This is a genomic window from [Acidovorax] ebreus TPSY (assembly GCF_000022305.1).
In the GTDB taxonomy this organism is placed as follows: Bacteria; Pseudomonadota; Gammaproteobacteria; order Burkholderiales; family Burkholderiaceae_C; genus Diaphorobacter; species Diaphorobacter nitroreducens.
Map to the genome: position 1 here is coordinate 2,958,974 of NC_011992.1, position 24,864 is coordinate 2,983,837.

A 24,864-nucleotide genomic window follows, 5' to 3' on the forward strand; every position below is an offset into this window, starting at 1 on the left:
AGCCTCCAGCGCTTATCCATAAAGCGCCAGCAGCTATTGTTTTAGAAGCAAATGGCCCACGGGGGCGTGCACCACCGTGGGCCAGCCCCCGTGCGGGGGGACGCGCAGCGCTTACTTGGACAGGTCGATCTTGTACTTGGCCATGCCCTTGCCCGAGCCGTCATCGGCCGCGAGCAGCGACACGCCGGCCAGCCCCGCGGCCTGGGCCACGGGCAGCGCGTCCGCGCCGGAGCTGAACACCACGTCGCCCGCGGTCGTCACCTGGGTGAAGCGCCAGCTCTTGGCCGCTCCGTTGGCCACGCGCGTGACCTGCGGGTTCTTGCGCACGTACTCGATGACCACGTCACGGTTGGCATCCGGCGAGGCCCAGATGGTGGCCGAGCCGTCCAGCTTCGGGATGAAGCTCTTGCCGCTGGTGGCGCGGTAGTTGTTGGTGGCGATCACGAACTCCTGCGCCGGATCGATGGGCTGGCCCTTGTAGGTCAGGCCCTTGATGCGGCTGCCCACGGGCTGCGTCACGTCGATCTCGTACTGCACGTCCGCGGTGGTGAACATGTCGAAGTTGTAGCCGGGGAAGGTGCTGATGAGCGCCTGCTCGCCGGCCTTGGCGGGGTCGATCTGGTTGAAGCGCTTGGCGGCGGCCTCCAGCCAGTCCTTGATGTCGGCGCCGTTCACCTTCACCGCGTACACGGTGTTGGGGTACAGGTACAGGTCGGCCGCGTTGTAGATGGCCAGCGGGCCGGCCGCGACGTCGGTGAAGTCCTTGCCGCCCTGGAAGCCCGACTTGAACGGCGCGCTCACCGACAGCACGGGCAGCTGCGCGTACTGCGGCAGGTTGGCCTGGATGTAGGCCGCCACGTAGGCCTGCTGCGCCTGGTTCACGATCTGGATCGCGCCGGGGTCGCCCACGTCGGCAAACAGCGTGCTCATGCGGAAGTCGGTGTTGCCGATCGGCGTCTTCACGTAGTTGATGGCGGCCTGGTGCTGGCTCTCGATCAGCGGTGCCACGGCGGGGTCGGCGGCCACGAATACGTTGGCGCCTGCGGCGTCCTTGGTCTGGATGTTGCGCAGCTCGCTCTTGCTGGCGGCCTTGTCCACGCTCCAGGCCTTGCCGTCCCACTTCAGCGCAAGCTGGATCACGCCCAGCGACTTGCCCCAGGAGCTGGCCATCACGGCAGGCACGCCATTGATGGTGCCGGCCTTGTTGTCCACGCCAGCCTGCGTGAAGGCGGGCTTGGCCGACAGGTCCGGGAACACGCTGTGCTGGTGGCCCATGACCATGGCGTCGATGCCCGGCACCTTGGACAGGTGCAGGCCCGGGTTCTCCATGGTGGGCGAATAGCTGCTGGCGTCCAGGCCGCCGTGCAGCAGCGCGACGACCAGCTGGGCACCCTTGGCACGCAGCTCGGGCACGTACTTCTGCGCGGCCTCCACGGCGCCTTCGGTGTAGACCTTGCCCTCCAGGAAGCGCTTGTCCCAGTTCATGATGCCCGGCGTGGTGAAACCGATCACACCGATCTTGATGGGCAGCTGGACGTCCTTGCCGTCGCTGGACTTGGCCACCAGCGTGCGCTCCAGCACCGTGTAGGGCTGCACCAGGGGCTTCTTGGTCTTGCTGCTGTACACGTTGGCCAGCACGGCGGGATAGCCGTTGCCCGCACATTTCTTGGTGTCGTCCACGCCGTCCACCTCCAGGCCGCCGCCCAGCACCTGGTTCAGGAACGGCAGGCCGTAGTTGAACTCATGGTTGCCCAGCGTGCCCGCGTCAAAGCCTAAAGCGCCCATGGCCTTGTACATGGACAGCTGCTGCGTGCACGGGATGGGGCTGACCGTGGCCTCGTAGTCGGCCAGAGCCGTGCCCTGGATGGTGTCGCCGTTGTCCACCAGCAGGGTGTTGGCGAACTCCTTGCGCGCGGCGCGCACCAGCGTGGCCGTGCGCTCGAAGCCGTAGGTCTTGTCCTCAGCCAGCTTGAAGTAGTCGAAGCTGCGCACGTTGAAGTGCAGATCGGTGGTTTCCAGCACGGCCAGCGTGGCCGTGGCGGGCGTGGCGGCGGAGCTGTCGCCATCGTCGTCGTTGCCGCCGCAGGCGGCCAGCAGCGCGGCACAGGCCAGCGCGCCCAGCGCATGGCGACGGGGGAAAACAAAGGCAAGGCGCGCGGCAAATGGCTGGCCGCGCAAGAAAGTGTCCTGCATGGAAGACCCTGGTGGTGGATAAAACGCCAGAGTCTGTAGGGCGGGTTTGACAGGCATGTGACGCCGCGGGTCCACATGTCGCATCCGTCTTCACCGCGCTTGCCACAAGCGCCAATAGCTATTGAATCAATAGCTATCTCAACCGCCGCGGTTGCGCATCCAGTCGGCCGTGCCCATGAAGCTCTCGTTCAGGCGCGCGCGCAGGTCGTCGGGCACGTCCACTTCCCCCATGGCCTGGTCCATGCAGGCGACCCACTGGTCCCGCTCCAGGATGCCGATGGAAAACGGCATGTGGCGCGCGCGCAAGCGCGGGTGGCCGAAGCGGCTCTGGTAATGGTCGGGCCCGCCGAGCCAACCGCAGAGGAACCAGAACAGCTTGTCGCGCGCGTCATCCAGCGTAGTGCCGTGGCTGGCACGCAGCTCGGCGTAGCCGGGCTCCAGGTCCATGAGGTCGTAGAAACGGTCCACCAGTTGGCGGATGCGCGGCTCGCCGCCGATCCGCTCGAACGGTGTGGCAGGCGTGGGGGCGGACGGCGCGGAATCAGGTGCTGACATACGCGCCATTGTAGAAAGCGGGCCGGCGCCGGCGCCGCTTCCTCAGGGCTGTCAACGCTCGCCGCGCGCCTCGGCCTTGGACTGGCAGGCAATGCAGCGCGCCGCCGCGGGCTGCGCCAGCAGGCGGGCCACGCCCACGGGCTGGCCGCAGTCGGTGCACTCGCCATAGCTGCCGTCGGCCAGGCGAGCGAGCGCAGCGCGCACCGCCACCAGTTCGTCGTGGTCGCGCGTGGCCTCGGCGTCGCGCACGGTGGCTTGCGCCATGCGGTCGGCCTGGTCCTTGCGGTCGTCCAGCCGCTCGGCATCGGCGCGGTTGGTGGCCACGGCCAGCGTGTCGCGCTGGGCCTCGCCCAGTTCGGCCAGCAATTGCTGCTTGCGCTGCTCCAGCGCACCGCGCAGCTGTTCGCGTTGGGAATCGGAGAGAGGGGTGGTGTTCATGGTTTCAGCATGCCACTGGCGATACGGGACATGTTGACACACATCAAGCACCACCCTCCGCGCCACGGCCCGCCGCCTGCCAACGGCCGCACAGCGCCACCGCATCCCATGCCCGGTCGGTGGCCACGTCCAGCACCTGTGCCTGCTCGTCGGGCGCCAGTGGCTCGGCGCTGTCCTGCTGGCGCGCGAGCACGGCCAGGCTAGCCTCCGACGGGTCGGTGCCGGCCGCGCTGCGGCGCAGCACGCGCTCGCGCAGTTGCTGTGGGTCCGCATGGCAATGCAGGATGGTGAACGGAACGCTCAATTCGCTTGCCAGCGCGCGAAAGGCGTCGCGCTCGCGCCGGTGCAGGAAGGCCGCGTCCACGATCACTGGGTAGCCTGCCTGCAGCACGGCGCGGGCCTGCTGGCGCAGGTGCGCGAAGGTGCGCTGCGAGGCCTCGGAGGTATAGATGTCCACACCCCGCGCGGCGGAGCTGTCCAGCGCCGCCAGGCCATACAGGCGCTTGCGCTCTACATCCGAGCGCAGGCGCACGGCACCTTGCTCCAGCAGCGCGGCGGCGAGGGTGGACTTGCCAGACCCCGACAGTCCGTAGGTGATCAGCAGGCGGGGGGCCAGCGGCGCGGCCAGGCGTTCGGCGCAAGCCAGATAGTCCGGCCCCGATGTCCCCGCCAGACCCTGCGCGGCACGCAGGCGCGCGGCCATGGCCCGCACCAGCGCGCGGTAGACCTCGTAGGGGCGCAGCACGGCCAGGCCGGCATAGTCGCCCGTGACCGCCAGGTAGCCGTCCAGGAAGCGCCAGGCCAGGTCCGACCGGCCATGGGCATGCAGGTCCATGCTGAAGAAACCGGCGTCGGCCAGCGTGTCGATCCAGCGCAGCGGCGGGCTGAACTCGATGCAGTCGAAGGCGGTGAGCGCACCCTCCAAAAGCACCACGTTGCCCAGGTGCAGGTCCCCATGGCCTTCGCGTACATGGCCCGTGGCGTGGCGCACGGCCCAGCACTGGGCCAGCAGGGGCTGCTGCGCGCTGAACCACATGCGCAGCGCCGCCAGCCGCGCGCGCTCGGCTTCGCCGAGCAGCGGCGCCAGCGTGTCCAGCACGCCGGTGATGGCCTGCTCCACCTGCACGGCCGTGCCCCTGCCGCCATCCGGCGGCGCCACCGGCGCGCCGACGTGAAAGCGCGCGAGATGCACGGCAAACGCGTCCACCTGCGCGGGCAGCAGCGCGCCGGCGCGCACCAGGGCGTCGGCCTCGCTGCCCTTGGGAAAGCGGCGCATGCGCAGCACCCAGTCGATAGCGTTGCCGGCTTCCTCCACGCTCCCCAGGCGCGGCGCCTTGGCGCTGCCCACCACCGGCAGTATGTCCCGGTAGAGCATGGGCGCCAGGCGCTGGTTCAGCCGCAGTTCCTCGCCGCAGAAATGGCGCCGCGCCTGCAGCGTGCGGAAATCGGCAAAGGGCAGGTGCAGCGGCTTTTTGAGCTTGTAGGCATGCGTAGGGGTCAGCAGCAGATGCGACAGGTGCGTCTGCACATGCTCCACCGGCCCCCCCTCGGCCACGCCCAGGGCCCGACACAGCGCGGCAGCCAGATCGGCACTCTCGTCTGCGTCAATAAGCAAATTGGCCTCCAGCGCAATACCAGCAAGCGCTGGCAGCTATCAAAATCATTGTTGACGATGGCGCAGCGAGGCGTCCCAGGCCGGGTTGGGCAGGCCCTGGCCGGCGTACTGCTGGTTGCGCGAGTTGGAGCGCCACACGCCGCCGCCCACGCCCACCTGCGGCTGCGTGCGGTACCAGTACCAGCGCCCGTCTTCGTCCTGCGCCAGCCAATCCCAGCCCTCGGGCGCCTGCGACCAGTCGGGTTCCCAATGCGGCGTGTCGTGTTGCGGCATGGCCCTCCTCACTCCTGCGCTGCGCTGCGCAACGTCTGTACCACGGGGCGGCGCAGCACCTCGCGCAAACCCCACCAACCCGCCGCCAGCGCCAGCAGCGCACCCGCCAGCGCACCGGCGATCGGCACCCAGAACTGGGCCGTCCAGCTGAAGTCGAACACATAGCGCGCCAGCGCCCAGCCCACGGCCACGGCCACACAGCTGGCCAGGAAGCCCGCCAGCAGGCCCACGCCGGCCAATTCGGCACGCTGCACCTGTCGCAGCAGGCTGGCACGCGCGCCCACGGCACGCATGATGGCGAATTCGCGTGCGCGCTCCTCGCGCGTGGCGGTGACGGCCGCGAACAGCACCACCAGCCCAGCCGCCAGCGTGAAGGCAAACAGAAACTCCACCGCGCGGATCACCTGCGCCAGCACCCCTTGCACCTGGGCCAGCGTGGCGCTCATGTCCACGTTGGTGATGTTGGGGAAGGCATGCACCAGCGCGTTGTCAAAGCCCGGCTGCTGCGGTGCGCGGTAGGCGGCCAGGTAGGTGTAGGGCACGTCGGGCATCTGCGCCACCGGGTACATCACGAAGAAGTTGGCACGCATGGAACTCCAGTCCACCTGGCGCAGGCTGGTGATGCGCGCCTCGCTCTGCACGCCGGCGATGTCAAAGCGCAGTCGATCGCCCAGCTTGAGGCCCAGCGTCTTGGCGATACCCTCCTCCACGCTCACGGCGCCGTGCTCGTCAGGGGTCCAGCGCCCGCCCACGATGGGGTTGTGCTCCGGCGCGTCGTGGGCGTTGGAGAGGTTGAACTCACGGTCCACCAGGCGCTTGGCGCGGTCGTCCTCATAGTCGTCCATGCCCACCGGGCGGTCGTTGATGGCCACCAGCCTGCCGCGGAACATGGGGTACCAGTCGTACTGCGCCACGCCCGCCCGCTGCAGCATCTGGCGAAAGGCCTCGGCCTGGTCCGGCAGGATGTTGATCACGAAACGGTTGGGCGCCGTGGCCGGCGTGGCACGCTGCCAGCTGGCGATGAGGTCCGTGCGCAGCAGCACCAGCAGCACCAGCGCCAGCAGCCCCACCGCCAGACTGCTGACCTGCACCACGGCATAGGCGGGGCGCGCGGCGATCTGGCGCGTGGCCAGCACCAGCCAGCGCGGCGCCGTGGTCTCGCGCACACTCTTGCGCAGCAGCCCCACGGCCGCCCAGGCCAGCGCGGCAAACAGCAGCGCGGCTGCGGCGAAACCACCCACGGCGATCGCGCCCAGCTTCCAGTCGCGGCTGACCACCAGCAGCAGCGCCGCAAACCCCGCCACGCCCAGGCCCAGCACAGCCAGGGACGTGGGCCGCACATTCCCCAGGTCACGCCGGATCACGCGCAGCGGCGGCACCTGCGCCAGCTGCAGCACCGGCGGCAGGCCGAAGGCGCACATCAGCGTGAGGCCCACGCCCACGCCGAAGGCCACGGGCCAGAGGCTGGCCGCAGGCAGTGCCGATTCCACCAGCCCCGCAAGCAGCAACACGAACACATGGTGCACCGCAAAGCCCAGCAGCACACCCAGCGCGCTGGCGAACAGGCCGACCAGAGCGAACTCCATCACGTAGGCGCCGGCGATCGTGCGCTGGCTCTGGCCCAGCACGCGCAGCAGCGCGGCGGCGTCCAGATGCTCGTTGGCGAAGCCGCGCGCGGCCAGCGCCACGGCCACGGCCGAGAGCAACGCCGCCAGCAACGCCACGAGGTTGAGGAACTTCTGCGCGCGGTCCAGCGTCTGGCGCATCTCAGGCCTGCCGCTGTCCAGCGACTCCACACGCACGCCGCGCATGCCCGGCTCGGCCGCTGCCGCACTGGCCCAGGCGGTGAAGCGCTTGACGGCGTCCGGTGTGCCGGCCACCGCAAAGCGGTAAGTGATGCGGCTGGCGGGCTGCACCAGCCCGGTAGCGGGCAGATCCATCGCATTGAGCATCACGCGCGGGGCAAAGTTCATGAAGCCCGCCCCGCGGTCGGGCTCCAGCGTGATGATGCGCGTGATGCGCAGTTGCGTGTCCCCCAGCAGCAGGAAGTCGCCCAACTGGAGCGCCAACGACTCCAATAGCGGAGCGTCCACCCAGACCTCGCCCTGCGCTGGAATGCTTTGTGTGGGAATGCCGGGGCGCTGAGGGGCGTCCGCCACCTGCAGGCGGCCGCGCAACGGGTAGCCCGGCTCCACGCTCTTGAGCGCCACCAGCCGGCTGGCGCCGCCCTGCAGGTCGGGCGCGCGCCCCATGGTGGGAAAGCTCAGGGTGGTCACGCCCGTCAAACCCAGCGCCCGTGCCTGCTCCACAAACGCGACGGGCGTGGGGTTGTCGCTGGCCACCACTGCGTCGCCACCCAGCAGTTGCAGCGCGTCGCGCGCCAGGCCACCCTGAAGTCGATCTGCAAAGAAACCCACCGAGGTGAGCGCTGCCACGGCCAGCGTCACAGCGACCATAAGCAGGCGCAACTCGCCCGCGCGCAGATCACGCCAGAGCGTGCGCCAGCCCAGGCGAGCCCATGGCACAGAGATGCGGCCGGTTGGCGAGTCTTGCGAAGATGCGGAGGCTGGGGATGCGGGCATGGCGTGCATCATGCCACCGGGCACTATGTGTACCTCAGTGCCCGCCATTGGCCACATAGGGCCCCTTGCGCCGCTACGCAGCGGGTACAGGCGGTGCCTGTGCCAGCTCTGGCTGCAGCACCAGCCGATCCGCCCCGCTGTAGCAGAGAAAGCGCCGATTGGTCGCACGTCCGATGGCGCACAGCCCCAGTTGGCTGGCCACCGCATGCCCCATTTGCGTCATGCCGCTGCGCGACACCACGATGGGCACCCCCATCTGGGCGGATTTGATGACCATCTCGCTCGTGAGGCGACCCGTGGTGTAGAACACTTTGTCGCTGCCCTGCATGGCCTCGGCAGGCTGCTGCATCCACATCCAGCCCGCAATGGTGTCAATGGCATTGTGGCGTCCCACGTCCTCCACAAAGACGAGCATCTGCGGCCCCTGGAACAGGGCGCAGCCGTGCACCGAGCCGGCGGATTTGTAGGTGGATTCCTGAAGTCGGATGGCGTTGACGATGCCGTACAGCTCGGCCTGCGTCAGTTGCGCGGGAGGCAGGCGTATGCCGGCCACCTCGTCCATCAAGCCGCCGAACACGCTGCCCTGGCCACAGCCGGTGGTGACGACCTTGCGCGCGGTGCGCTCTTCGATGCGTGCGATGCCGCGGCGCGTGGCGACGGCGGCGGCGTTGACCTCCCAGTCCACGGTGATGGACTCGATCTCCTCCACGGAATCCACCAACCGCTGGTTGCGCAGGTATCCCAACACCAGCAGCTCGGGGTGTGCTCCCAGCGTCATCAGCGTGACCAGTTCGCGCCGATCCACGTACACCGTGAGCGGGCGTTCGGCGGGAATGTGCAGCTCTTCGCGCTCGCCTCTTTCGTTGATGGCTTGCACCGCATGGGTGAGCGGCGCAACCGCCTGCGTGAGCCGCGGCACACTGGCATGGCGAGAGAGGGTCTGTGGTTGGGACGTTGGCGTCATGGGTGCAGCGTACACGTAACGACGCCCCGGCGCGCAGAGCGCGGCGGGGCGTGCAGGACAGAGGCCACGGTCACCGGCCCACGGGCCTCCAGGCACCGCGGACTGGCGGCTCGGTCAGCTCTTGGGGGCAGACGCGGCGGCGGCCGGCACGGCCGTGTTGGGGGGGCTGGTGGCAGTGCCCGCAGGCGAGTGAGCACCCGCGGCCTCTAGCGGCTTGGCCTCCGGCGGTGTGTAGCTGAAAGGACCCGGATCAAGGCACGCGGGGGCAGAAACCGCAGGCGCGGCGTTCGGCGCGGTGCGGCGGTAGTGCGCCACCACGCGGTCCTGTGCCTGACACAGCTTATAGGCGTCCACCTTGCCGGACCATGCGGCCTTGGCGGCGGTCTCTGCCGCCTTGGCCTGTGCCTCGGGCGACAGGGGCGGCAGCTTGGCGGCTGCCACGCCGGCCAACGACGCCAGCGCCAGACCCGCTGTGCAGCGGCGCACGAGAGTTGCTGCAAAAATCATGAGGTTCCTCCTACGGCGGGGTGGGAAGGCGTGGTTTGCGCGGCGGGAGCCGCACCACTGCGCTGTGCGGGAATCTTGCCGCTGCGGACATCGTCGGCCCACAGCTCATGGTGCTCGCGCGCCCAGGCCTCGCTCACGTAACCGGTCTTCATGGCCTTGTAGGCCCCGCGCATGCCGATCGTGCCCATGTAGATGTGGCCCAGCAGCAGCGCCATCATCCAGAGGGCCAGCGTGGCGTGCACCATGTGGGCGATCTGCATCTCTCCGCGCAGCAGGCCCCAGCCGGGGATCAACTTGTCAAGCACCAGGCCCGACAGCACAACAAACACGCCGGGAATAGTGATGCCCCACCAGAACATGCCCTTCTCGCCTGCGTTGAAGCGGTGCGATGGCACTTCCTTGTTGGTGAACATGCCACCTGCCTTGGACAGCCAGACGAAGTCCGCGCGGTTGGCGATGTTGTCCTTGATGAAAGTGATGATGATCACCGTGAGCGACACGGCGAACAGCGGGCCCATGAAGTTGTGCACGTTCTTCGCCGCGTACGCCAACCAGCCGAAGAGCTGTGCACCCAGCACGGGCAGCAGGAAGAACTTGCCGAACGCCATCAGGATGCCCGTGATGGCCAGCGTGACGAAGGCGATCGCATTGGACCAGTGCGCCGCGCGCTCGAAGGGCGTGAAGCGCTCGATCCGGCGACCGCCAGCCTCGGCATCCGCGTGGCCCAGGGTGCCCTTGGTCACAAAGAAGATGGCCAGCGCCAGCACGGTGATGCCCAGCAAGGCCGCGCCGTAGGGAATGATCCAGTTATTGCGCACCTCGCGCCACGCCTGGCCTGCCGTGGTGTAGCGCGAGCCGGGGTATTGCGCGAACGGCTGGATCAGGTTGCCGGCCTCAGGGGCCTGGCTCGCCGGCAGGCTGCTGTAGCCCGTCACCCCATCTCGCACCTGCCGCCACATGGGCGCGTTGTTGCCCGGCTGAACCTTGGCACGCTCACCGTTGGTCTGCTGGGCGTAGCCCGGCTCCTCACTGGCATCGGGCTTCACGTCGAAGATGTTCTGGCTTTTGACGGCACCAACCGCCGCCGGCACAGGGGCAGCGACTGCCGCCGCGGGCGCTGCCGCGTCGCTGGCGGGCGCCGCCGGGGCCTGCGCCCACGCGGCACCGCTGGCGAGCAGCAATGCACACAAGAGGTGTTTCATGGCAGACCTCGCATCACCGCACGCGGTTGTATTCGTTTTGGCCGTACTGCATGCGGGCCTTGAGCTTTTGCTCCCAGCTGCCCGCATCGCCCGCCTTCCAGTCGGGAGAAGTGAAGTTGCTGCCCGTGCCCGCGTAGGGCGGTGCGTCGTACTTCACACCGCCGCCGGTCTGCGGTTTTTCGCCGCAGGCCGTCAGGGCCACGGCTGCGCCCAAGGCGCCCAGAACATGCCATGCACGCGTCTTCATGACTTTGCTCCCGCCGGCGGCTGGCCGGCCTGCTTGGAACCATAGGCCGTGCCCCAGCCCCAGACCTCGGCGCCCTTGCCGCGCTGGACCACGCGGGTGCGGAAGATGTCGGCGACCACGTCGCCGTCACCGGCCAGCAGCGCCTTGGTGGAGCACATTTCGGCACAGGCGGGCAGCTTGCCCTCGGCCAGACGGTTGCGTCCGTACTTCTCGAACTCGGCCTGGCTGCCGTGCTCCTCGGGACCACCGGCACAGAAGGTGCACTTGTCCATCTTGCCGCGCACACCAAAAGTGCCCTGCGAGGGGAACTGCGGCGCACCGAACGGGCAGGCGTAGCTGCAATAGCCGCAGCCAATGCATACGTCCTTGTCATGCAGCACCACACCCTCTTCCGTGCGGTAGAAGCAGTTGACGGGGCAGACGGCCATGCAAGGGGCATCGCTGCAGTGCATGCAGGCCACCGAGATGGACTTCTCGCCGGGCACGCCGTCGTTGAGCGTGACCACGCGGCGGCGGTTCACGCCCCAGGGCACCTCGTGCTCGTTCTTGCACGCCGTCACGCAGCTGTTGCACTCGATGCAACGCTCCGCGTCGCAAATGAATTTCATCCGTGCCATCGCTGCCTCCTTATGCGCGTTCCACGTTGCAGATCGTGGTCTTGGTTTCTTGCATCATGGTCACGCTGTCGTAGCCATAGGTCGTGGCGGTGTTGACCGCCTCGCCGCGCACCACGGGAGCCGCACCCTTGGGGTAATAGGCCAGCATGTCCTGGCCCTGCCAGCGGCCCGAGAAGTGGAAGGGCATCCAGCAGGTATCCGGCGCCACGCGCTCGGTCACCAGCGCCTGCACATTCAGGCGCGCGCCCGTGGGGGTGCTGAGCCAAACGCGCTCACCGTTGCGGATGCCGCGATCGGCCGCCGTCTTGGGGTTGATCTCGACGAACGACTCCTGCTGCAGCTCGGCCAGCCAGGGGTTGGAGCGGGTTTCCTCGCCACCACCCTCGTACTCGACCAGACGGCCGGACGAAAGGATCAGCGGATATTTCTCGTACACCTTGTCGGCCACGTTCTTCTGCTGCAGGCTCTTGTAGAGCGTGGGCAGCCGCCAGAACGCGTTCTTGTCATCGTGCGTGGGGTACTTGGCCACGAGATCCGGACGCGTGCCGTAGATGGGCTCGCGGTGCTGCGGAATGGGGTCGGGGAAGTTCCAGACCACCGCGCGCGCCTTGGCATTGCCGAACGGGTGGCAGCCGTGCACCTTCATCGCCACGCGGATGATGCCGCCCGAGGGGTCGGTCTTCCAGTTCTTGCCCTCGGCCGCCTTCTGCTCCGCCTCGGTGAGGTCGGCCCACCAGCCCAGCTTCTTGAGCAGCACATGGTCGAATTCGGGGTAGCCGGTGGTGAGATCGGCGCCCACCGAGTGCGAGCCATCTTCGGCCAGCAGGTTGACGCCGTCGCGTTCCACGCCGAAGTTGGCGCGGAAGTTGCCGCCGCCATCCATCACATGCTTGCTGGTGTCGTACAGGTTGGGCGAGCCCGGGTGCTTCATCTCGGGCGTGCCAAAGCACGGCCAGGGCAGGCCAAAGTAGTCGCCCGTAAAGTCGTAGCCGGTTTCCTTGTCCTTGCCGCCCTTGGCCTTGAGCGTCTTCACGTCGAACATGTGCATGTTCTTCATGTGCGCCTTCAGGCGCTCCGGACTCTGGCCGGTGTAGCCAATAGTCCAGACACAGCGGTTGATCTCACGCAGGATGTCCTCGGGCACGGGTTCGTCCATGCCCTTGACCTTCTGCATCTGGTAGTTCTTGACCAGTTCCTTGTCGAAGCCGAGCTTCTGCGCGAACTGGTACATGATCATGTGGTCGCTGCGGCTCTCCCAGAGCGGCTCGATGACCTTTTCGCGCCACTGCAGCGAGCGGTTGGATGCCGTGGCCGAACCACTGGTTTCAAACTGGGTGCAGGCCGGCAGCAGGTACACGGCCCGGTTGGGATTCAGATCCTCTGGCTTGCCGGGCATGGCCGCCATGGCCGCCGTGGCCGACGGATAGGGATCAACCACCACCAGCAGGTCCAGCTTGTCCATCGCGCGCTTCATCTCCAGGCCGCGCGTCTGCGAGTTGGGCGCATGACCCCAGTAGAAGACACCGCGCAGGTTGGAATCCTGGTCGATGAGCTCGTTCTTCTCCAGCACGCCGTCGATCCAGCGCGAGACGGTGATGCCGTTCTTGCTCATCATGGCGGGCGATGCGTAGCGGCCCTTGATCCACTCGAAGTCGACCCCCCAGGCGTTGGCGAAGTGCTTCCACGAGCCTTCGGCCAGGCCGTAGTAGCCGGGCAGTGAATCGGGGTTGGGGCCGACGTCCGTCGCGCCCTGCACGTTGTCGTGGCCACGGAAGATGTTGGCCCCGCCGCCGCTCTTGCCGACGTTGCCGAGCGCCAGTTGCACGATGCACGAGGCACGCACCATGGCGTTGCCGATACTGTGCTGCGTCTGACCCATGCACCACACCAATGTGGCCGGGCTGTTCTTGGCCATCATCTCGGCCACTTTGTACATCTGCGCCTCGCCCACGCCACAGGCCTCCTCGACCTTGTCGGGCGTCCACTTGGCCAGCACCTCCTCGCGCACCTTGTCCATTCCGTAGACGCGGTCGTTGATGTACTTCTTGTCTTCCCAGCCGTTCTTGAAGATGTGGTACAGCAGGCCGAACAGGAACGGAATGTCCGTGCCGGAGCGAATGCGCACGTATTCGTCAGCCTTGGCGGCCGTGCGGGTGAAGCGCGGGTCCACCACGATCATCTTGCAGCCGTTTTCCTTGGCATGCAGCATGTGCAGCATGCTCACCGGGTGGGCCTCGGCGGCATTCGAGCCGATGTACAACGCACACTTGCTGTTCTGCATGTCGTTGTACGAGTTTGTCATCGCACCGTACCCCCAGGTATTGGCCACGCCCGCGACCGTGGTCGAGTGGCAGATGCGCGCCTGGTGATCGCAGTTGTTGGAGCCCCAGAAGCTCACAAACTTGCGCAGCAGATAGGATTGCTCGTTGCTGTGCTTGGACGAACCGATGAAGTACACGCTGTCGGGGCCGCTGGCCTCGCGCAGTTCCTTCATGCGGGCGGTGATTTCGTTGAGGGCGGTATCCCAGCTGATGCGCTCGTACTTGCCGTTGACCAGCTTCATCGGATAGCGCAGGCGGTACTCGCCGTGGCCATGTTCGCGCACCGAAGCGCCCTTGGCGCAATGAGCGCCCAGGTTGATGGGTGAATCGAACACCGGCTCCTGGCGCACCCATACGCCGTTTTCCACCACGGCGTCCACCGCGCAGCCCACCGAGCAGTGCGTGCACACGGTGCGACGCACCTCGACCTTGGTATCGCCGATGGCGACCTTGGCACCCTCGGCTGCCTGGGATTTGCGCACCAGCGTGAGCTGCGAAGCGGCAATGCCCACCCCCACCCCCAGGCCCGAGCGGCGCAGGAACGCGCGGCGGTCCATGGTGGGCAGCGCCTGCGAGAGTCCGCGCCGCAGGCTGTGCACGAAAGGGGAAGAGGCCTGTGCACCTTGCGGCGCATGGGAAGATTTTTTAGTCAGCAACATGGCGAACCCCGCTGTGCCGCATCAGATGCGGGTGGTGTTGTAGTAGTGGCGGACATGGTCCGACTCGTGGTAGCCGCCGCCCCGCTCGGGGGTAGGGCGCGGGGCCTGTTCCACCACAGCCTGCGGGGTGGTCACCATGCGCGGAAGCACGGCCACGGAAGCAGCTGCGGCACCGACGGTGGCAGCACCTGCAAAGAAACGACGACGGGAAGGGGTGGGCTGGCGGTCCTGCATTTTTGTCTCCAGGAATGCTGGCAAGAAAACGGAAAAATCGCGGCGTATGAAGCCGCATTCATACAGTCTATGACATTGGTCACAATGCGGCAACGTCACCCGAGGACCGGGCTCGCCTTTGGCGATGGGCGTGCTGCACCGTTACACGTTCCGCGCTAGGTGCGGCGCCGCGCTTACTCGAGCATGTCGAAGCCCTGCGACTCCACAGCCACGAAGGCGCGCGTGAACCGCGCCAGGACGGCGTAAAAGCGCGCCCGCGGCTGCTGCTCCAGCACATCACACAACTGCAGCACCCAGGGCTGGATATGCGCGGCAAAGAAGGTGCGCTGCGACTCCAGGTGGCACACGCCCCCATCGTCACCAGCGATCAGGTAACGCATCACCTCGCACAGGTAGGCGATGTGGTCCTCGGTATCGGGCATGTCCTCCGGTGCGGCCAGGCCCAGGCGCTGCAGGTCGGTGCGCAGCCGCGCCAGGGGTTTTTCGTTCAGGAAGCCGCTCAGGTAGTGCGAGCCGTACAGGAATACCTCGGGCTTGCCCACGCCGCCAAAGAGCGCGTCGTACTCGTCGGCCACCGCGCCGTCCGTCAGCTCGCGTGCCACGGCCACGAGCTGCTGCCAAGGCTCCTGCAAAAAGGCGCCGCTGGCGGGCGCCTCGGTCACAGCGACGCGCAACGCATCCAGCAGGGCCGGATCGGGCGAGGCGTAGTACAGCTGGGCCAACAGGCCGTACAACTCTGCGCGCGCGGTTTCCTCATCCAGCGCGGAGGTGGTGGCCGGGGCGGTGAGGTGGGCTGTGGTGGGACTGCTCACAGGTCGGTCACTTTCGCTTCGTTCTGGGCGGAGTACAGGTCAATCACACGGCAGTCGCCGCACATCTTGAGGCGTTCCAGCGCCTCGCCCTGGAACATCGGGTGGTCGGCCAGCCTGCCCAGCATGGCCTCGATGGCCTGCAGCGTGCCGAAAGGCTTGCCGCAGCGGATGCAGCCATAGGGCTGGGTCTCGTTCAGCACGCGCGGCTGGCCGCGCTCCGGTGTCAGCAGCATGCGCGGCTGCAGCGCGATGGCGTTTTCGGGGCAAGTGCGCTCGCACAGGCCGCATTGCACGCAATTCTGCTCAGTGAAGCGCAGCTGCGGTGCCTGCGGATTGTCCTGCAGCGCGCCGGCGGGGCAGGCGCTCACGCAGCTCAGGCACAACGTACAGCGGTCCTTGTCCACCACCACCGTACCCCACGGAGACGGCCCCTTGGGTAGCGCAATAGCCTCGGGCAACTCGCGCGCGGGGGCATTGGTCACCAGATGATCCAGCGCCAGCTCCAGCGTGGCGCGCTTGTCATTGGTCGGCGTGAAGCGGGCGGCCTGCGCCGGTACGCTGCCGCACGCGCCGCCGATCGCGCGCAGCCCCGCATCCAGATCGGTCGCGGAGCGCGCATGCACGCAATGCAGATGCGTGCCCGTATAGCCCAGGCCGTGCAACAACGCCTGCGCCACCGCCATCTGCGACTGCAGGCCTTCCACGTACTGCGGTGCCTCGTCCCCCGTGAACAGCACCGCCACCGGTGTCGCCCCCTGCGCGATGGCACTGAGCCACAGATCGATACCGACACTGGCTGTATGCCACAGCGCCACGGGGATCATGTGCGCGGGCACGCCCTGGGCCACGCCCAATTGGGCCGCGCGCCCCAGTTCATGCACGAGCTGCTGCCCGCTCTCCTGGCTGTGCAGCAGCAGGCTGGGCTGTCGGCCTCCGGCCTGGGCGTAAGTGGACAGCAGGGTACGGATGCGCGTGCCCATGTCCTGCGCGGACGGGTAGGCATAGCCCATGGCGCCCGTGGGGCAGACCGTGGTGCAGGCGCCGCAGCCCACGCACAGGTGTGGATTGACCACCACCTGTTGGCGCACGGGGTCGCTGCTGATGGCCTCGGCCGAGCAGATGTCCACGCAGGCATTGCAGCCCACCCCACGGTTGCGGCTGTGGGCGCAGAGCTTCTGGCGGTAGTTGAAAAACTTGGGCTTCTCGAATTCACCCATCAGGTCGCGCAGGCGCAGCAGCGCCTGCAGGTCCTGCCCGTCCCAGCGGAAGTACCCCTGCGGCAGCGCGTGCTGCAAAAAGGTGGGCCCGGTGCCGGCAGGACGCAGGTCCAGCACCAGATCAAAGTCCTGCGACTGCACCTCGGCCTCGCGCTCGAAGCGGATGGCACCCGCCACCGCGCAGGCCTTCACGCAATCGCGGTGGCCGGTACAGGCCGTCATGTCGATCTGGTAATCGAGCCCGATGGCGTTCTCGGGGCAGGCGGTCACGCAGGCATTGCAGCGCGTGCACAGGTCCAGGTCGATGGGGTTGTCCGCCGTCCATTGCAGCGCAAATCGCCCCAGCCAACCCTTGAGTGACACAACGCGCCCGCCCAGCACGGGAAAGCGCCGCTCTTGCCGGCCACCGGCATCACCGGGGCCTTGCGCGAACAGCGTCACGTCCAGCACGTCGGCCAGCAGCGTGGCCGCACGCTCGGCGGCATCCAGCGCGCCGATGATCAGCAGACGTCCACCACTGCGAAAGCTCACGGTGGGCACAGGCTCGGGCTCTGGCAGATGGGCCGCCGCCAGCAACGCAGCGATCTTGGGGCCGGCCTGGCGCGCATCGCGGCTCCAGCCGCCAGTCTCGCGAATGTTGACGAAGCGCAGGGGCGAAGTGGCCCCTTCGGTCTGCTCGGCCAGTTCGGTGAACAGGCGTTGTTCCTGGGTGCAGGCGACAAGCACCGTCTCGCCGCTGCGCACGGCCTGCTGGAAGGCACCGGCCTCGCGGCGGCACAGGGTGGAGTGGAGCGTCAGCTCCTCATGCAGAGCCGTTCCCAGTGCCTTGGGGTCCAGAGGCATGGTCCGGTTGCAATCGCATATCAGCGTGTTGGGCATCGGGTAGGTGGCTGGCGGGCGCGGTCTGCTGCGGTGCAGCATCCGGCGCCTGCGGGCTAGGAATGGCGTTGCATACGCCGGACTGTGCCACATCGAGGTCGCCCGCGGCCTGCTGCGGCTCGATCACCCCAGCACCCTGGCTGGCCTTTGCCGCGCTGGCGCGCTCCTGCGGCGCGTCCTCCTGCACCAGCCCCAGCACTTTGGCGCTGGCGAGCTGACGCAGCGTGCTCAGCGGCAGCGGCGTGGGCTGGGTGTAGTCGTCGATATAGACATCCAGCCCGTCCATCACATTGAAGTGCGGGTCGCTGAACAGCTTCTTCATGGCGGCGTTGCGAACCTCCGGCGCCACGCCGCGCGTCACGAAACTGGAGAAGTCGGACTCTGGCGTGAGTGCCTGCACGTCCTGCAGCGTAGGCAACGGCCGCGCTGCGGCTGCCGGTTGCGCTGCTGGCTGTGCGGTGAGTTGCTGCACGGGTGCCGCAGGTGCTTCACGCTGCGGCGGCAGATCGGGCGCCGCAGCAACCTCCACCTCGGTTTGGGAAGCGGTTTCGGGGTCTCGCGCCTCCTGCTTGCGCCGCGACCAGCGGCCCAGGAAGCCCTCAGCCATGACCGCCCTCGCCTTCTGCCGGCGCACCACCGCCACCGCCGCCTCCGCGCGTCTTGCCCGTAGAGATGGAAGCAGGGTTGCCGAACCGGTCGGTCAGTGGGCGGAAGCTCTCGGGCCGGCGGCGGCGCTTGGGCTCGGGCTGGTAGTGCTCCGTCACGAAGGCCTGAAGCCATTCGCGCACCGGGCCGGGCGCGGGCACCTGGTCCACGTTTTCCTGCGCATCCAGCCATCGGCCCGCATCGTGGTAGCTCAGGCTCACATCGACCGGGCGCGCCAACTGGTGCCCGTCCGCGCCGGGCTCCTCGTCCATGCGCCAGTGCACGAACCAACAGGGCTCGGGCGCGCTCAGATTGAGGTGGTAGCCCTCGACATCGTCGCGGAACAGCTCCACGGCGAAGCCGGGGAACAGCCAGTGCTCCTCGGCCTCGCTCTGGCGCAACAGGCGGGGCACGGAGCCAAACACGTCTTCATGCGGCACGACCTCGCCCAGGGACCAGCGCCAGGGCTGCCAGCGGTTGTTCAGGTGCTCGCGGCGCATGACCACAGCAACGGAGATAAAGGGGCGGGAGGACATGCGCGCCACTGTACGCCGGAGTCAGCCGCCCTGCCTCTGCGGCTGCGCAATGCCCCGCACGGCCACGGCGCAATACTTGAACTCGGGAATCTTACCGAACGGGTCCAGCGCCGCATTGGTGAGCAGGTTGGCCGCCGCTTCCACATAGGCAAACGGCATGAACACCGCACCGCGCGGCGTGCCGTCGTCGCGGCGCACACGCACCTGCACGGCACCACGGCGCGAGCGGATCTCCGCCCAGTCGCCCGGCGCCAGCCCTAGGCGCGCCAGTTCGTCGCCGTGCAGCGAGGCCGTAGCGTGCGGCTCGATGGCGTCCAGCACGGCCGATCGCCGCGTCATGCTGCCCGTGTGCCAGTGCTCCAGCTGGCGGCCCGTGATGAGCACCAGCGGATAGTCGGCATCGGGCCGCTCGTCGGCCGGGATGATGTCGGCCGGCACCAACGTGACGCGGCCCGTGGGCGTGGGAAAGCGCTCGGTGAATACGATGGGCTGGCCCGGATCCTCGACCGAGAGGCAGGGGTAGGTCACGCTGGACTCGCGCTCCAGCCGGTCCCAGCTGATACCCGCGATGGCGCCGGCCATGGCCTGGCGCATTTCCTCATAGACGGCAGCCACGCCAGCTTCTGCGCCCTCGTAGTCCCAGGCCAGGCCCATGCCCTTCGCCATCTGCTGCACGATCCACAGATCGGACCGCGCGTCACCCGGTGGCGTGAGCGCGCGCCGGCCCAGCTGCACCATGCGGTCGGTGTTGCTCACGCTGCCGGTCTTCTCGGGCCAGGCGCTGGCGGGCAGCACCACGTCGGCCAGCCAGGCGGTTTCGGTCAGGAAGATGTCCTGCACCACGAGGTGCGCCAGGCTCGCGAGCGCCTGGCGCGCATGGTTCAGGTCAGGGTCGCTCATGGCCGGGTTCTCGCCCATGATGTACATGCCGCGCACCTTGTGCGGGTCGGCCTCATCGGCCAGGGCCTTGTGCATGATCTCGACCACGGTGTAACCCGGCGCGTCGTCCAGCGGCAAGCCCCAGAACTGCTCGAACCACGCGCGCGCCTCGGCGTTGTCCACGCGCTGGTAGTTGGGGAACATCATCGGGATCAGGCCCGCGTCGCTTGCGCCCTGCACGTTGTTCTGGCCGCGCAGCGGATGCAAGCCCGTGCCGGGCCGGCCGATCTGCCCGGTGACGGTGGCGAGGGCAATCAGGCAGCGCACGTTGTCGGTGCCATGCACATGCTGGCTCACGCCCATGCCCCAGAGGACCATCGACGCCTTGGCCGTGGCGAACGCGCGCGCCACCTCGCGCAGCGTGTCCGCGGGAATGCCGCAGAGCGGCGCCATGGCCTCAGGGCTGTAGGCGCGCACGTTCTCTCGCAGGGCCTCGTAGTTGAGCGCACGGTCACGGATGAAGGCCTCGTCGGCCAGGCCCTCCTCGATCACCGTGTGGATCAGCGCGTTGAGCACGGCCACATCGGTGTCGGGCCGGAACTGCAGCACGCGCCAGGCGTGGCGCCCGATGTCGGTCACGCGCGGGTCGGCCAGCACGATCTTTGCACCCCGCCGGGCGGCATTCTTCATCCATGTGGCGGCCACGGGGTGGTTGGATGTGGGGTTGGAGCCGATCACCAGAATGACCTCGGCATGCGCCACGTCGCTCACCGGGTTGCTCACCGCGCCCGAGCCCACGCCCTCCAGCAGCGCCGCCACGCTGGAGGCGTGGCACAGGCGCGTGCAATGGTCCACGTTGTTGCTGCCAAAGCCGGTGCGCACCAGCTTCTGGAACAGGTAGGCCTCTTCGTTGCTGCCCTTGGCCGAGCCAAACCCCGCCAGCGCCTTGGGGCCGTGCGCATCGCGCAGCGCACGCAGTCCGCCTGCGGCGCGCTGCAGCGCCTCGTCCCAGGTCGCCTCGCGGAAGACCTCGCGCCAGTCCTCGGGCCTCACAGCGCCCTGCCAGTCCTTGGGAACGCCAGGTTTGCGCACCAGCGGCGCCGTGAGGCGCTGCGGGTGGTGCGCGTAGTCAAAGCCAAAGCGCCCCTTCACGCACAGGCGGCCCCGGTTGGCCGGGCCGTCACGGCCGTCCACGCGCACGATTTTTTCGTCCTTCACGTGGTAGGTGACGAGGCAGCCCACGCCGCAGAACGGGCAGACCGAGTCCACGGTGCGGTCCACCTTCTGCGGGCCGATGTGGGTCTTGGGACTCAGCGCGCCCGTGGGGCAGGCCTGCACGCATTCGCCGCAGGCCACACAGGTGCTGGCGCCCATAGGGTCGTCCAGGTCGAAGACGATCTTGCTGTCGGCTCCGCGCAGTGCATAGCCGATCACGTCGTTGACCTGTTCCTCGCGGCAGGCGCGCACGCAGCGGTTGCACTGGATGCACGCGTCCAGGTGCACGGCCATGGCCGGGTGGCTCAGGTCGGGCGCGGGCTGCGCGCGGCGCAGCGCGGCCAGCGCGGGACGCACGGCCACGCCCAGCGCATCGGCCCAGGCGCTCAACTCGCCATGCTGCCCCGGGGGCGTTTGTACTTGGTCAAATTGTGCTCCAGCGCTCTCCTGGCAAGCGCTACCAGCTATTGTTTTTGCAGCATCGTTCCACTTGTAGCCGGTCTCTGGCATGTCGGACAGCAGCAGTTCCAGCACCATCTGCTGGCTCTTGAGCGCGCGGGGGCTCTGGGCGTGCACGCGCATGCCAGGCGTGGGCGCGCGGCAGCAGCTGGGCGCCAGCGTGCGCTCGCCTTCGATCTCCACCACGCAGGCGCGGCAGTTACCGTCGGGCCGCAGGCCATCGGTGTGGCACAGGTGGGGGATCTGCACGCCGTGGCGGCGCGCGGCCTGCCACAGGGTTTCGCCCGGAAGGGCCTGCAAGAGTTCGCCGTCGAGCTCGAACGGCACGGCGCCGGTGTGCGGTGCGGCGCTCATGGGCGATCCTCCGGCACTGCGGCGGGCGGGATGCGCTCGGTGCGCACGCCGCCACGCGGCAGCGGCAGGTCACCGGGCCAGGGGCCCTCGCCCACCTCATGCGCAAAGTACTTGTGGATGCAGCGGATCGGGTTGGGTGCCGCCTGCCCCAGCCCGCAGATGGAGGCGTCGGCCATCACCTGCGCCAGGTCGTCCAGCGTGTCCTCGTCCCACAGCGGTGCCTGCATGAGCTGCGCCGCCTTGGCCGTGCCCACGCGGCACGGCGTGCACTGGCCGCAGCTCTCGTGCGCAAAAAAACGCATCATGTTCAGCGCGGCATCGCGCGCGCGGTCGTGCTGGCTGAGCACGATCACGGCCGCCGATCCGATGAAGCAGCCGTGCGGCTGCAGCGTGTCGAAGTCCAGCGGCACATCGGCCAGCCGCGCCGGCAGGATGCCGCCCGACGCGCCACCGGGCAGGTAGGCATACAGCACGTGCCCTTCGGCCATGCCGCCGCAGTATTCATCCACCAGTTCACGCAGCGTGATGCCAGCGGGCGCCAGCTTCACGCCGGGTTCCTTCACCCGCCCGCTCACGCTGAAGCTGCGCAGCCCCCTGCGCCCGTGGCGGCCGAAGCTGGCAAACCACTGGGGGCCCTTTTCCACGATGTCGCGCACCCAGTACAGCGTCTCAAAGTTGTGCTCCAGCGTGGGCCGGCCGAACAACCCCACCTGGGCGATATAGGGCGGGCGCATACGCGGCTCGCCGCGCTTGCCTTCGATGCTCTCGATCATCGCGGACTCCTCGCCGCAGATGTAGGCGCCTGCCCCGCGGCGCAGCTCAATGCGCGGCAAGGCGCACGGCGGGTCGGCCTGCAGTTCGGCAATCGCTGCCTGCAGGAGGGCGCGGCAGCCGTGGTATTCGTCGCGCAGGTAGATGTACACCTCTGCGGTGCCCACCACCTGTGCAGCCACCAGCACACCCTCCAGGAAGCGGTGCGGGTCGCGCTCCAGGTAAGTGCGGTCCTTGAACGTGCCGGGCTCACCCTCGTCGATGTTCACCGCCATGAGGGCCACGCTCCCACGCTCCCCGGCTTCGCGTGGTCCGCTGCCCGCCGAGGGGGCCGCTGCCTCGCTCGGGGCGGCCTGGCGCCCGGCAAGGGCCGCCTGCTCGCGCACGATGCGCCACTTGCGCCCCGCCGGGAAACCCGCACCGCCCAGGCCGCGCAGGCCCGAGTCCTCCATGGCCGCAAGCACGCCGTCGGCCGGCACGTGCCCCTGCGCCAGGCCGGCGGCCAACGCATAGCCGCCGCGCGCCCGATAGGCGGCCAATCCCACCCACGGCGGCGCGACCGCCTCCGGCCCGCGCGTGATCGCCGTTTGCGGCAGCGCTTCAAAAACAGGAGCTGTCGGCGCTTGAGGGTGCTGGGCCTGAGCCCGATCCGGCATCAAATCGACCCGCTCCAGCACCGCCCCCAGCGTGGCACGCGGCACCGGGCACTGGTGCACCACGGCCACAGGCGCCTGCTCACAGCGGCCCACGCACGGCGCGGCCTGCACACGCACGTCGCCATGGCCCGCGGCGCTCAGCCGCCCAGGCAGTTCGGCCAGCAACGCGTCGGCCCCGGCCATGCAGCAGGACAGCCCGTTGCACACGCGCAGCACCAGGCGCGGCGGCCCGTCGGCGTCGCGCAGCACCTCGAAGTGGTGGTAGAAGCTTGCCACCTCGTACACCTCGGCCATGGGCAGGTTCATCAGGCGCGCCAGCGCCACCAGGTGCCGCTCGTACAGCGCACCGTGGCGATCGTTGATCAGGTGCAGGTGCTCGATAAGCCGGTCGCGCGCATAGCCCTCGGGCGGGCGCGCGCCGATCAGCGTCTGCACCTCGGCCAGGGCAGAGGCCTCGGGCTGGCGGCCCTTGAGGTGGGCCTTGCGGCGCAGGCGCTCGCGCAGATCGTCTGCCGTGGCCACGGGCACGGCGGTGAATTCGGGTCGGGAGATCATGGAATCGCGGGGGAAAGGAAGCGCAGGCAGTGTGCGCCGCGCCCCCCGCGGCGTCAATGCACGCGGTCCCACCGGGCAGGACTAAGGCCGGGCCCTGCTGTCCGGCACGCCGCCCCGCGCTTGCCTGCGCGCACTTCGCTTGCCCTCGGCACCTTGTTCCCATACCGCTCCCTCTGCATGGCATCTCATCCAGCCGTCCTGCCTCCTTGCAAAGGCCGGTAAGATGCGCGCCCTTCAAAGCCGCGCTCCGCTGGCTCCCGCCCGGCCCTGCAGGCCCCCAGCCGCCGCGCCCCTGGATTGCGGCGCATGCGGGCCCTGCCATACCACTCTTTCCGACGCTTTCTCGCTATGCAAACGACTTTCCGATCGCGTATCGCGCTGATCGCCGCCCCCGCGCTGATCAGCCTGGGCCTGGCCGCACCCGCACTGGCCCAAGACATCACCCTGCGTGGCGCGGGCGCATCCTTTCCTGCCAAGGTGTATGCCCAGTGGGCCAGCCACTATGCGCAGGAGCGCGGCACCAAGGTCCAGTACGCAGCCGTCGGCTCTACCCAAGGCGTGCAGCAGATCAAGGCGCAGCAGGTCGACTTCGGCGCCACCGACATTCCCCTGTCGCAGCAGGAGCTGGCCCAGCATCACCTGATCCAGTTCCCCACGCTGGTGGGCGGTGTGGTGCCGGTCGTGAACCTGCCGGGCGTAGCCAGCGGGCGGCTGCGCCTGGACGCGCAGGTGCTGGCCGCCATCTTCGCCGCACGCATCGACCACTGGAACGACAAGGCGATTGCCGCGCTGAACCCTGAATTGAAGCTGCCCAACCTGCCGATCACGCGCGTCGTGCGGGCCGACGGCTCGGGCACCACGCAAGTGCTGCTCGCCTACCTGCGGCAGGCCGCGGCCGCGGACGACAGCGCCATCCCCCTCAAGGAAGGACGTGCGAATTGGCCCGCCGGCGGCGCGATCCAGACCGTGGAGGGTTCCAGCAAGATGGTGGCGGCGGTGCAGGCCACCGCCGGTGCCCTGGGCTACGTCTCATCGGACTATGTGGTGGGCGACGGTCCCGCCGCCGTCGCGCTGCGCAACCGGCGCGGCGAATGGGTGACCCCTTCGCTGGCGAGTTACCGCGCCGCCGTGCGCGGCGCCAACCTGTTTCGTGACGGCCTGAACGCGCCGCCGCTGGTGGACGTGGACAGCCCCATGGCCTGGCCCATCGTGTCGGCCACCTACATCGTGATCAACAGCAAGCCCGCCGCGCCCGAGCGCACGGCACGCGCGCTCAACTTCTTCTATCGCTCGTTCCTGATGGGCGACCGCGCGGTGGCCGGCACCGGCTTTGCGCCGCTGCCCGCCGAGACGCAGGCCCGCGTGGTGGCGCTGCTGAGCACGGTGCGCGCACCGGACGGCAAGCCGCTGCCCGTGATGGGCGGAGCAGAGGAAGGCGCGGGCGCGCGGCTCGCGCTGCGCTGAGCCGCAACGCGCCCT

At 68.5% G+C, this 24,864-nt stretch carries 20 protein-coding genes; 1 reads left to right on the forward strand and 19 read right to left on the reverse strand.

Translation table 11 applies throughout. The features are described 5' to 3' along the window. Positions 1–111: 111 nt before the first annotated feature. The 19 genes from DTPSY_RS13925 to DTPSY_RS14015 all read right to left on the reverse strand — a co-directional run bounded on the left by DTPSY_RS13925 (position 112) and on the right by DTPSY_RS14015 (position 23,385). Positions 112–2,193: a bifunctional 2',3'-cyclic-nucleotide 2'-phosphodiesterase/3'-nucleotidase gene (locus tag DTPSY_RS13925; protein WP_015914099.1), complete on the reverse strand. Its 2,082-nt coding sequence runs from the start codon at positions 2,191–2,193 to the stop codon at positions 112–114. Positions 2,194–2,331: 138 nt separating this feature from the next. Further along, the gene (locus DTPSY_RS13930; protein ID WP_015914100.1) at positions 2,332–2,757 is read right to left on the reverse strand and encodes a group II truncated hemoglobin; all 426 of its coding nucleotides are present in this window, start codon (positions 2,755–2,757) and stop codon (positions 2,332–2,334) included. A gap of 42 nt (positions 2,758–2,799) precedes the next feature. Then, on the reverse strand, positions 2,800–3,186 hold the full coding sequence (locus DTPSY_RS13935; RefSeq protein WP_015914101.1) for a TraR/DksA family transcriptional regulator: 387 nt from the start codon (positions 3,184–3,186) through the stop codon (positions 2,800–2,802). 43 nt (positions 3,187–3,229) lie between these two features. Continuing rightward, positions 3,230–4,801, reverse strand: coding sequence for a bifunctional aminoglycoside phosphotransferase/ATP-binding protein (locus DTPSY_RS13940; RefSeq protein WP_015914102.1), 1,572 nt, complete (start codon positions 4,799–4,801; stop codon positions 3,230–3,232). Positions 4,802–4,846: 45 nt separating this feature from the next. Then, the gene (locus tag DTPSY_RS13945; protein WP_015914103.1) at positions 4,847–5,074 is read right to left on the reverse strand and encodes a hypothetical protein; all 228 of its coding nucleotides are present in this window, start codon (positions 5,072–5,074) and stop codon (positions 4,847–4,849) included. Between the two features lie 8 nt (positions 5,075–5,082). Continuing rightward, positions 5,083–7,656 carry an ABC transporter permease gene (locus DTPSY_RS13950; protein ID WP_015914104.1) on the reverse strand — a complete coding sequence of 858 codons (2,574 nt, stop codon included), beginning with the start codon at positions 7,654–7,656 and terminating at the stop codon, positions 5,083–5,085. Between the two features lie 73 nt (positions 7,657–7,729). Continuing rightward, positions 7,730–8,620, reverse strand: coding sequence for a formate dehydrogenase accessory sulfurtransferase FdhD (locus tag DTPSY_RS13955; protein ID WP_015914105.1), 891 nt, complete (start codon positions 8,618–8,620; stop codon positions 7,730–7,732). Between the two features lie 114 nt (positions 8,621–8,734). Continuing rightward, positions 8,735–9,127 (reverse strand): hypothetical protein, encoded by a 393-nt coding sequence (locus DTPSY_RS13960; protein ID WP_015914106.1) that lies wholly within the window; start codon positions 9,125–9,127, stop codon positions 8,735–8,737. Beyond that, on the reverse strand, positions 9,124–10,329 hold the full coding sequence (locus tag DTPSY_RS13965; protein WP_015914107.1) for a formate dehydrogenase subunit gamma: 1,206 nt from the start codon (positions 10,327–10,329) through the stop codon (positions 9,124–9,126). Before DTPSY_RS13965 ends, DTPSY_RS13960 begins: the two co-directional genes overlap by 4 nt. 13 nt (positions 10,330–10,342) lie before the next feature. Further along, complete coding sequence (locus DTPSY_RS13970) at positions 10,343–10,576, reverse strand: hypothetical protein (RefSeq protein WP_011806562.1); 234 nt, start codon at positions 10,574–10,576, stop codon at positions 10,343–10,345. Further along, on the reverse strand, positions 10,573–11,193 hold the full coding sequence (fdh3B, locus tag DTPSY_RS13975; protein WP_011806563.1) for a formate dehydrogenase FDH3 subunit beta: 621 nt from the start codon (positions 11,191–11,193) through the stop codon (positions 10,573–10,575). Before fdh3B ends, DTPSY_RS13970 begins: the two co-directional genes overlap by 4 nt. A gap of 10 nt (positions 11,194–11,203) precedes the next feature. Beyond that, on the reverse strand, positions 11,204–14,173 hold the full coding sequence (locus DTPSY_RS13980; protein ID WP_015914108.1) for a formate dehydrogenase subunit alpha: 2,970 nt from the start codon (positions 14,171–14,173) through the stop codon (positions 11,204–11,206). Positions 14,174–14,194: 21 nt separating this feature from the next. After that, a complete protein-coding gene (locus tag DTPSY_RS13985) occupies positions 14,195–14,407 on the reverse strand; it encodes a formate dehydrogenase (protein ID WP_015914109.1) in 213 nt (70 codons plus the stop codon). A gap of 173 nt (positions 14,408–14,580) precedes the next feature. Further along, positions 14,581–15,219, reverse strand: a complete 639-nt coding sequence (locus DTPSY_RS13990) for a TorD/DmsD family molecular chaperone (protein WP_011806566.1) — start codon at positions 15,217–15,219, stop codon at positions 14,581–14,583. Then, positions 15,216–17,279 carry a 4Fe-4S dicluster domain-containing protein gene (locus tag DTPSY_RS13995; protein WP_015914110.1) on the reverse strand — a complete coding sequence of 688 codons (2,064 nt, stop codon included), beginning with the start codon at positions 17,277–17,279 and terminating at the stop codon, positions 15,216–15,218. Before DTPSY_RS13995 ends, DTPSY_RS13990 begins: the two co-directional genes overlap by 4 nt. Next, positions 17,239–17,922: a DUF3306 domain-containing protein gene (locus tag DTPSY_RS14000; protein ID WP_015914111.1), complete on the reverse strand. Its 684-nt coding sequence runs from the start codon at positions 17,920–17,922 to the stop codon at positions 17,239–17,241. Before DTPSY_RS14000 ends, DTPSY_RS13995 begins: the two co-directional genes overlap by 41 nt. After that, positions 17,915–18,496, reverse strand: a complete 582-nt coding sequence (locus tag DTPSY_RS14005; protein WP_015914112.1) for a DUF3305 domain-containing protein — start codon at positions 18,494–18,496, stop codon at positions 17,915–17,917. The genes DTPSY_RS14000 and DTPSY_RS14005 overlap by 8 nt, the downstream gene beginning before the upstream one ends. 21 nt (positions 18,497–18,517) lie before the next feature. Next, positions 18,518–21,403 (reverse strand): formate dehydrogenase subunit alpha, encoded by a 2,886-nt coding sequence (gene fdhF / locus DTPSY_RS14010; protein ID WP_015914113.1) that lies wholly within the window; start codon positions 21,401–21,403, stop codon positions 18,518–18,520. Continuing rightward, positions 21,400–23,385: an NADH-ubiquinone oxidoreductase-F iron-sulfur binding region domain-containing protein gene (locus DTPSY_RS14015; protein WP_015914114.1), complete on the reverse strand. Its 1,986-nt coding sequence runs from the start codon at positions 23,383–23,385 to the stop codon at positions 21,400–21,402. The genes fdhF and DTPSY_RS14015 overlap by 4 nt, the downstream gene beginning before the upstream one ends. 348 nt (positions 23,386–23,733) lie before the next feature. On the opposite strand from DTPSY_RS14015, the gene pstS reads away from it, so the two are divergent. Beyond that, on the forward strand, positions 23,734–24,849 hold the full coding sequence (pstS, locus tag DTPSY_RS14020; protein ID WP_015914115.1) for a phosphate ABC transporter substrate-binding protein PstS: 1,116 nt from the start codon (positions 23,734–23,736) through the stop codon (positions 24,847–24,849). The last annotated feature ends 15 nt before the right edge of the window (positions 24,850–24,864 follow it).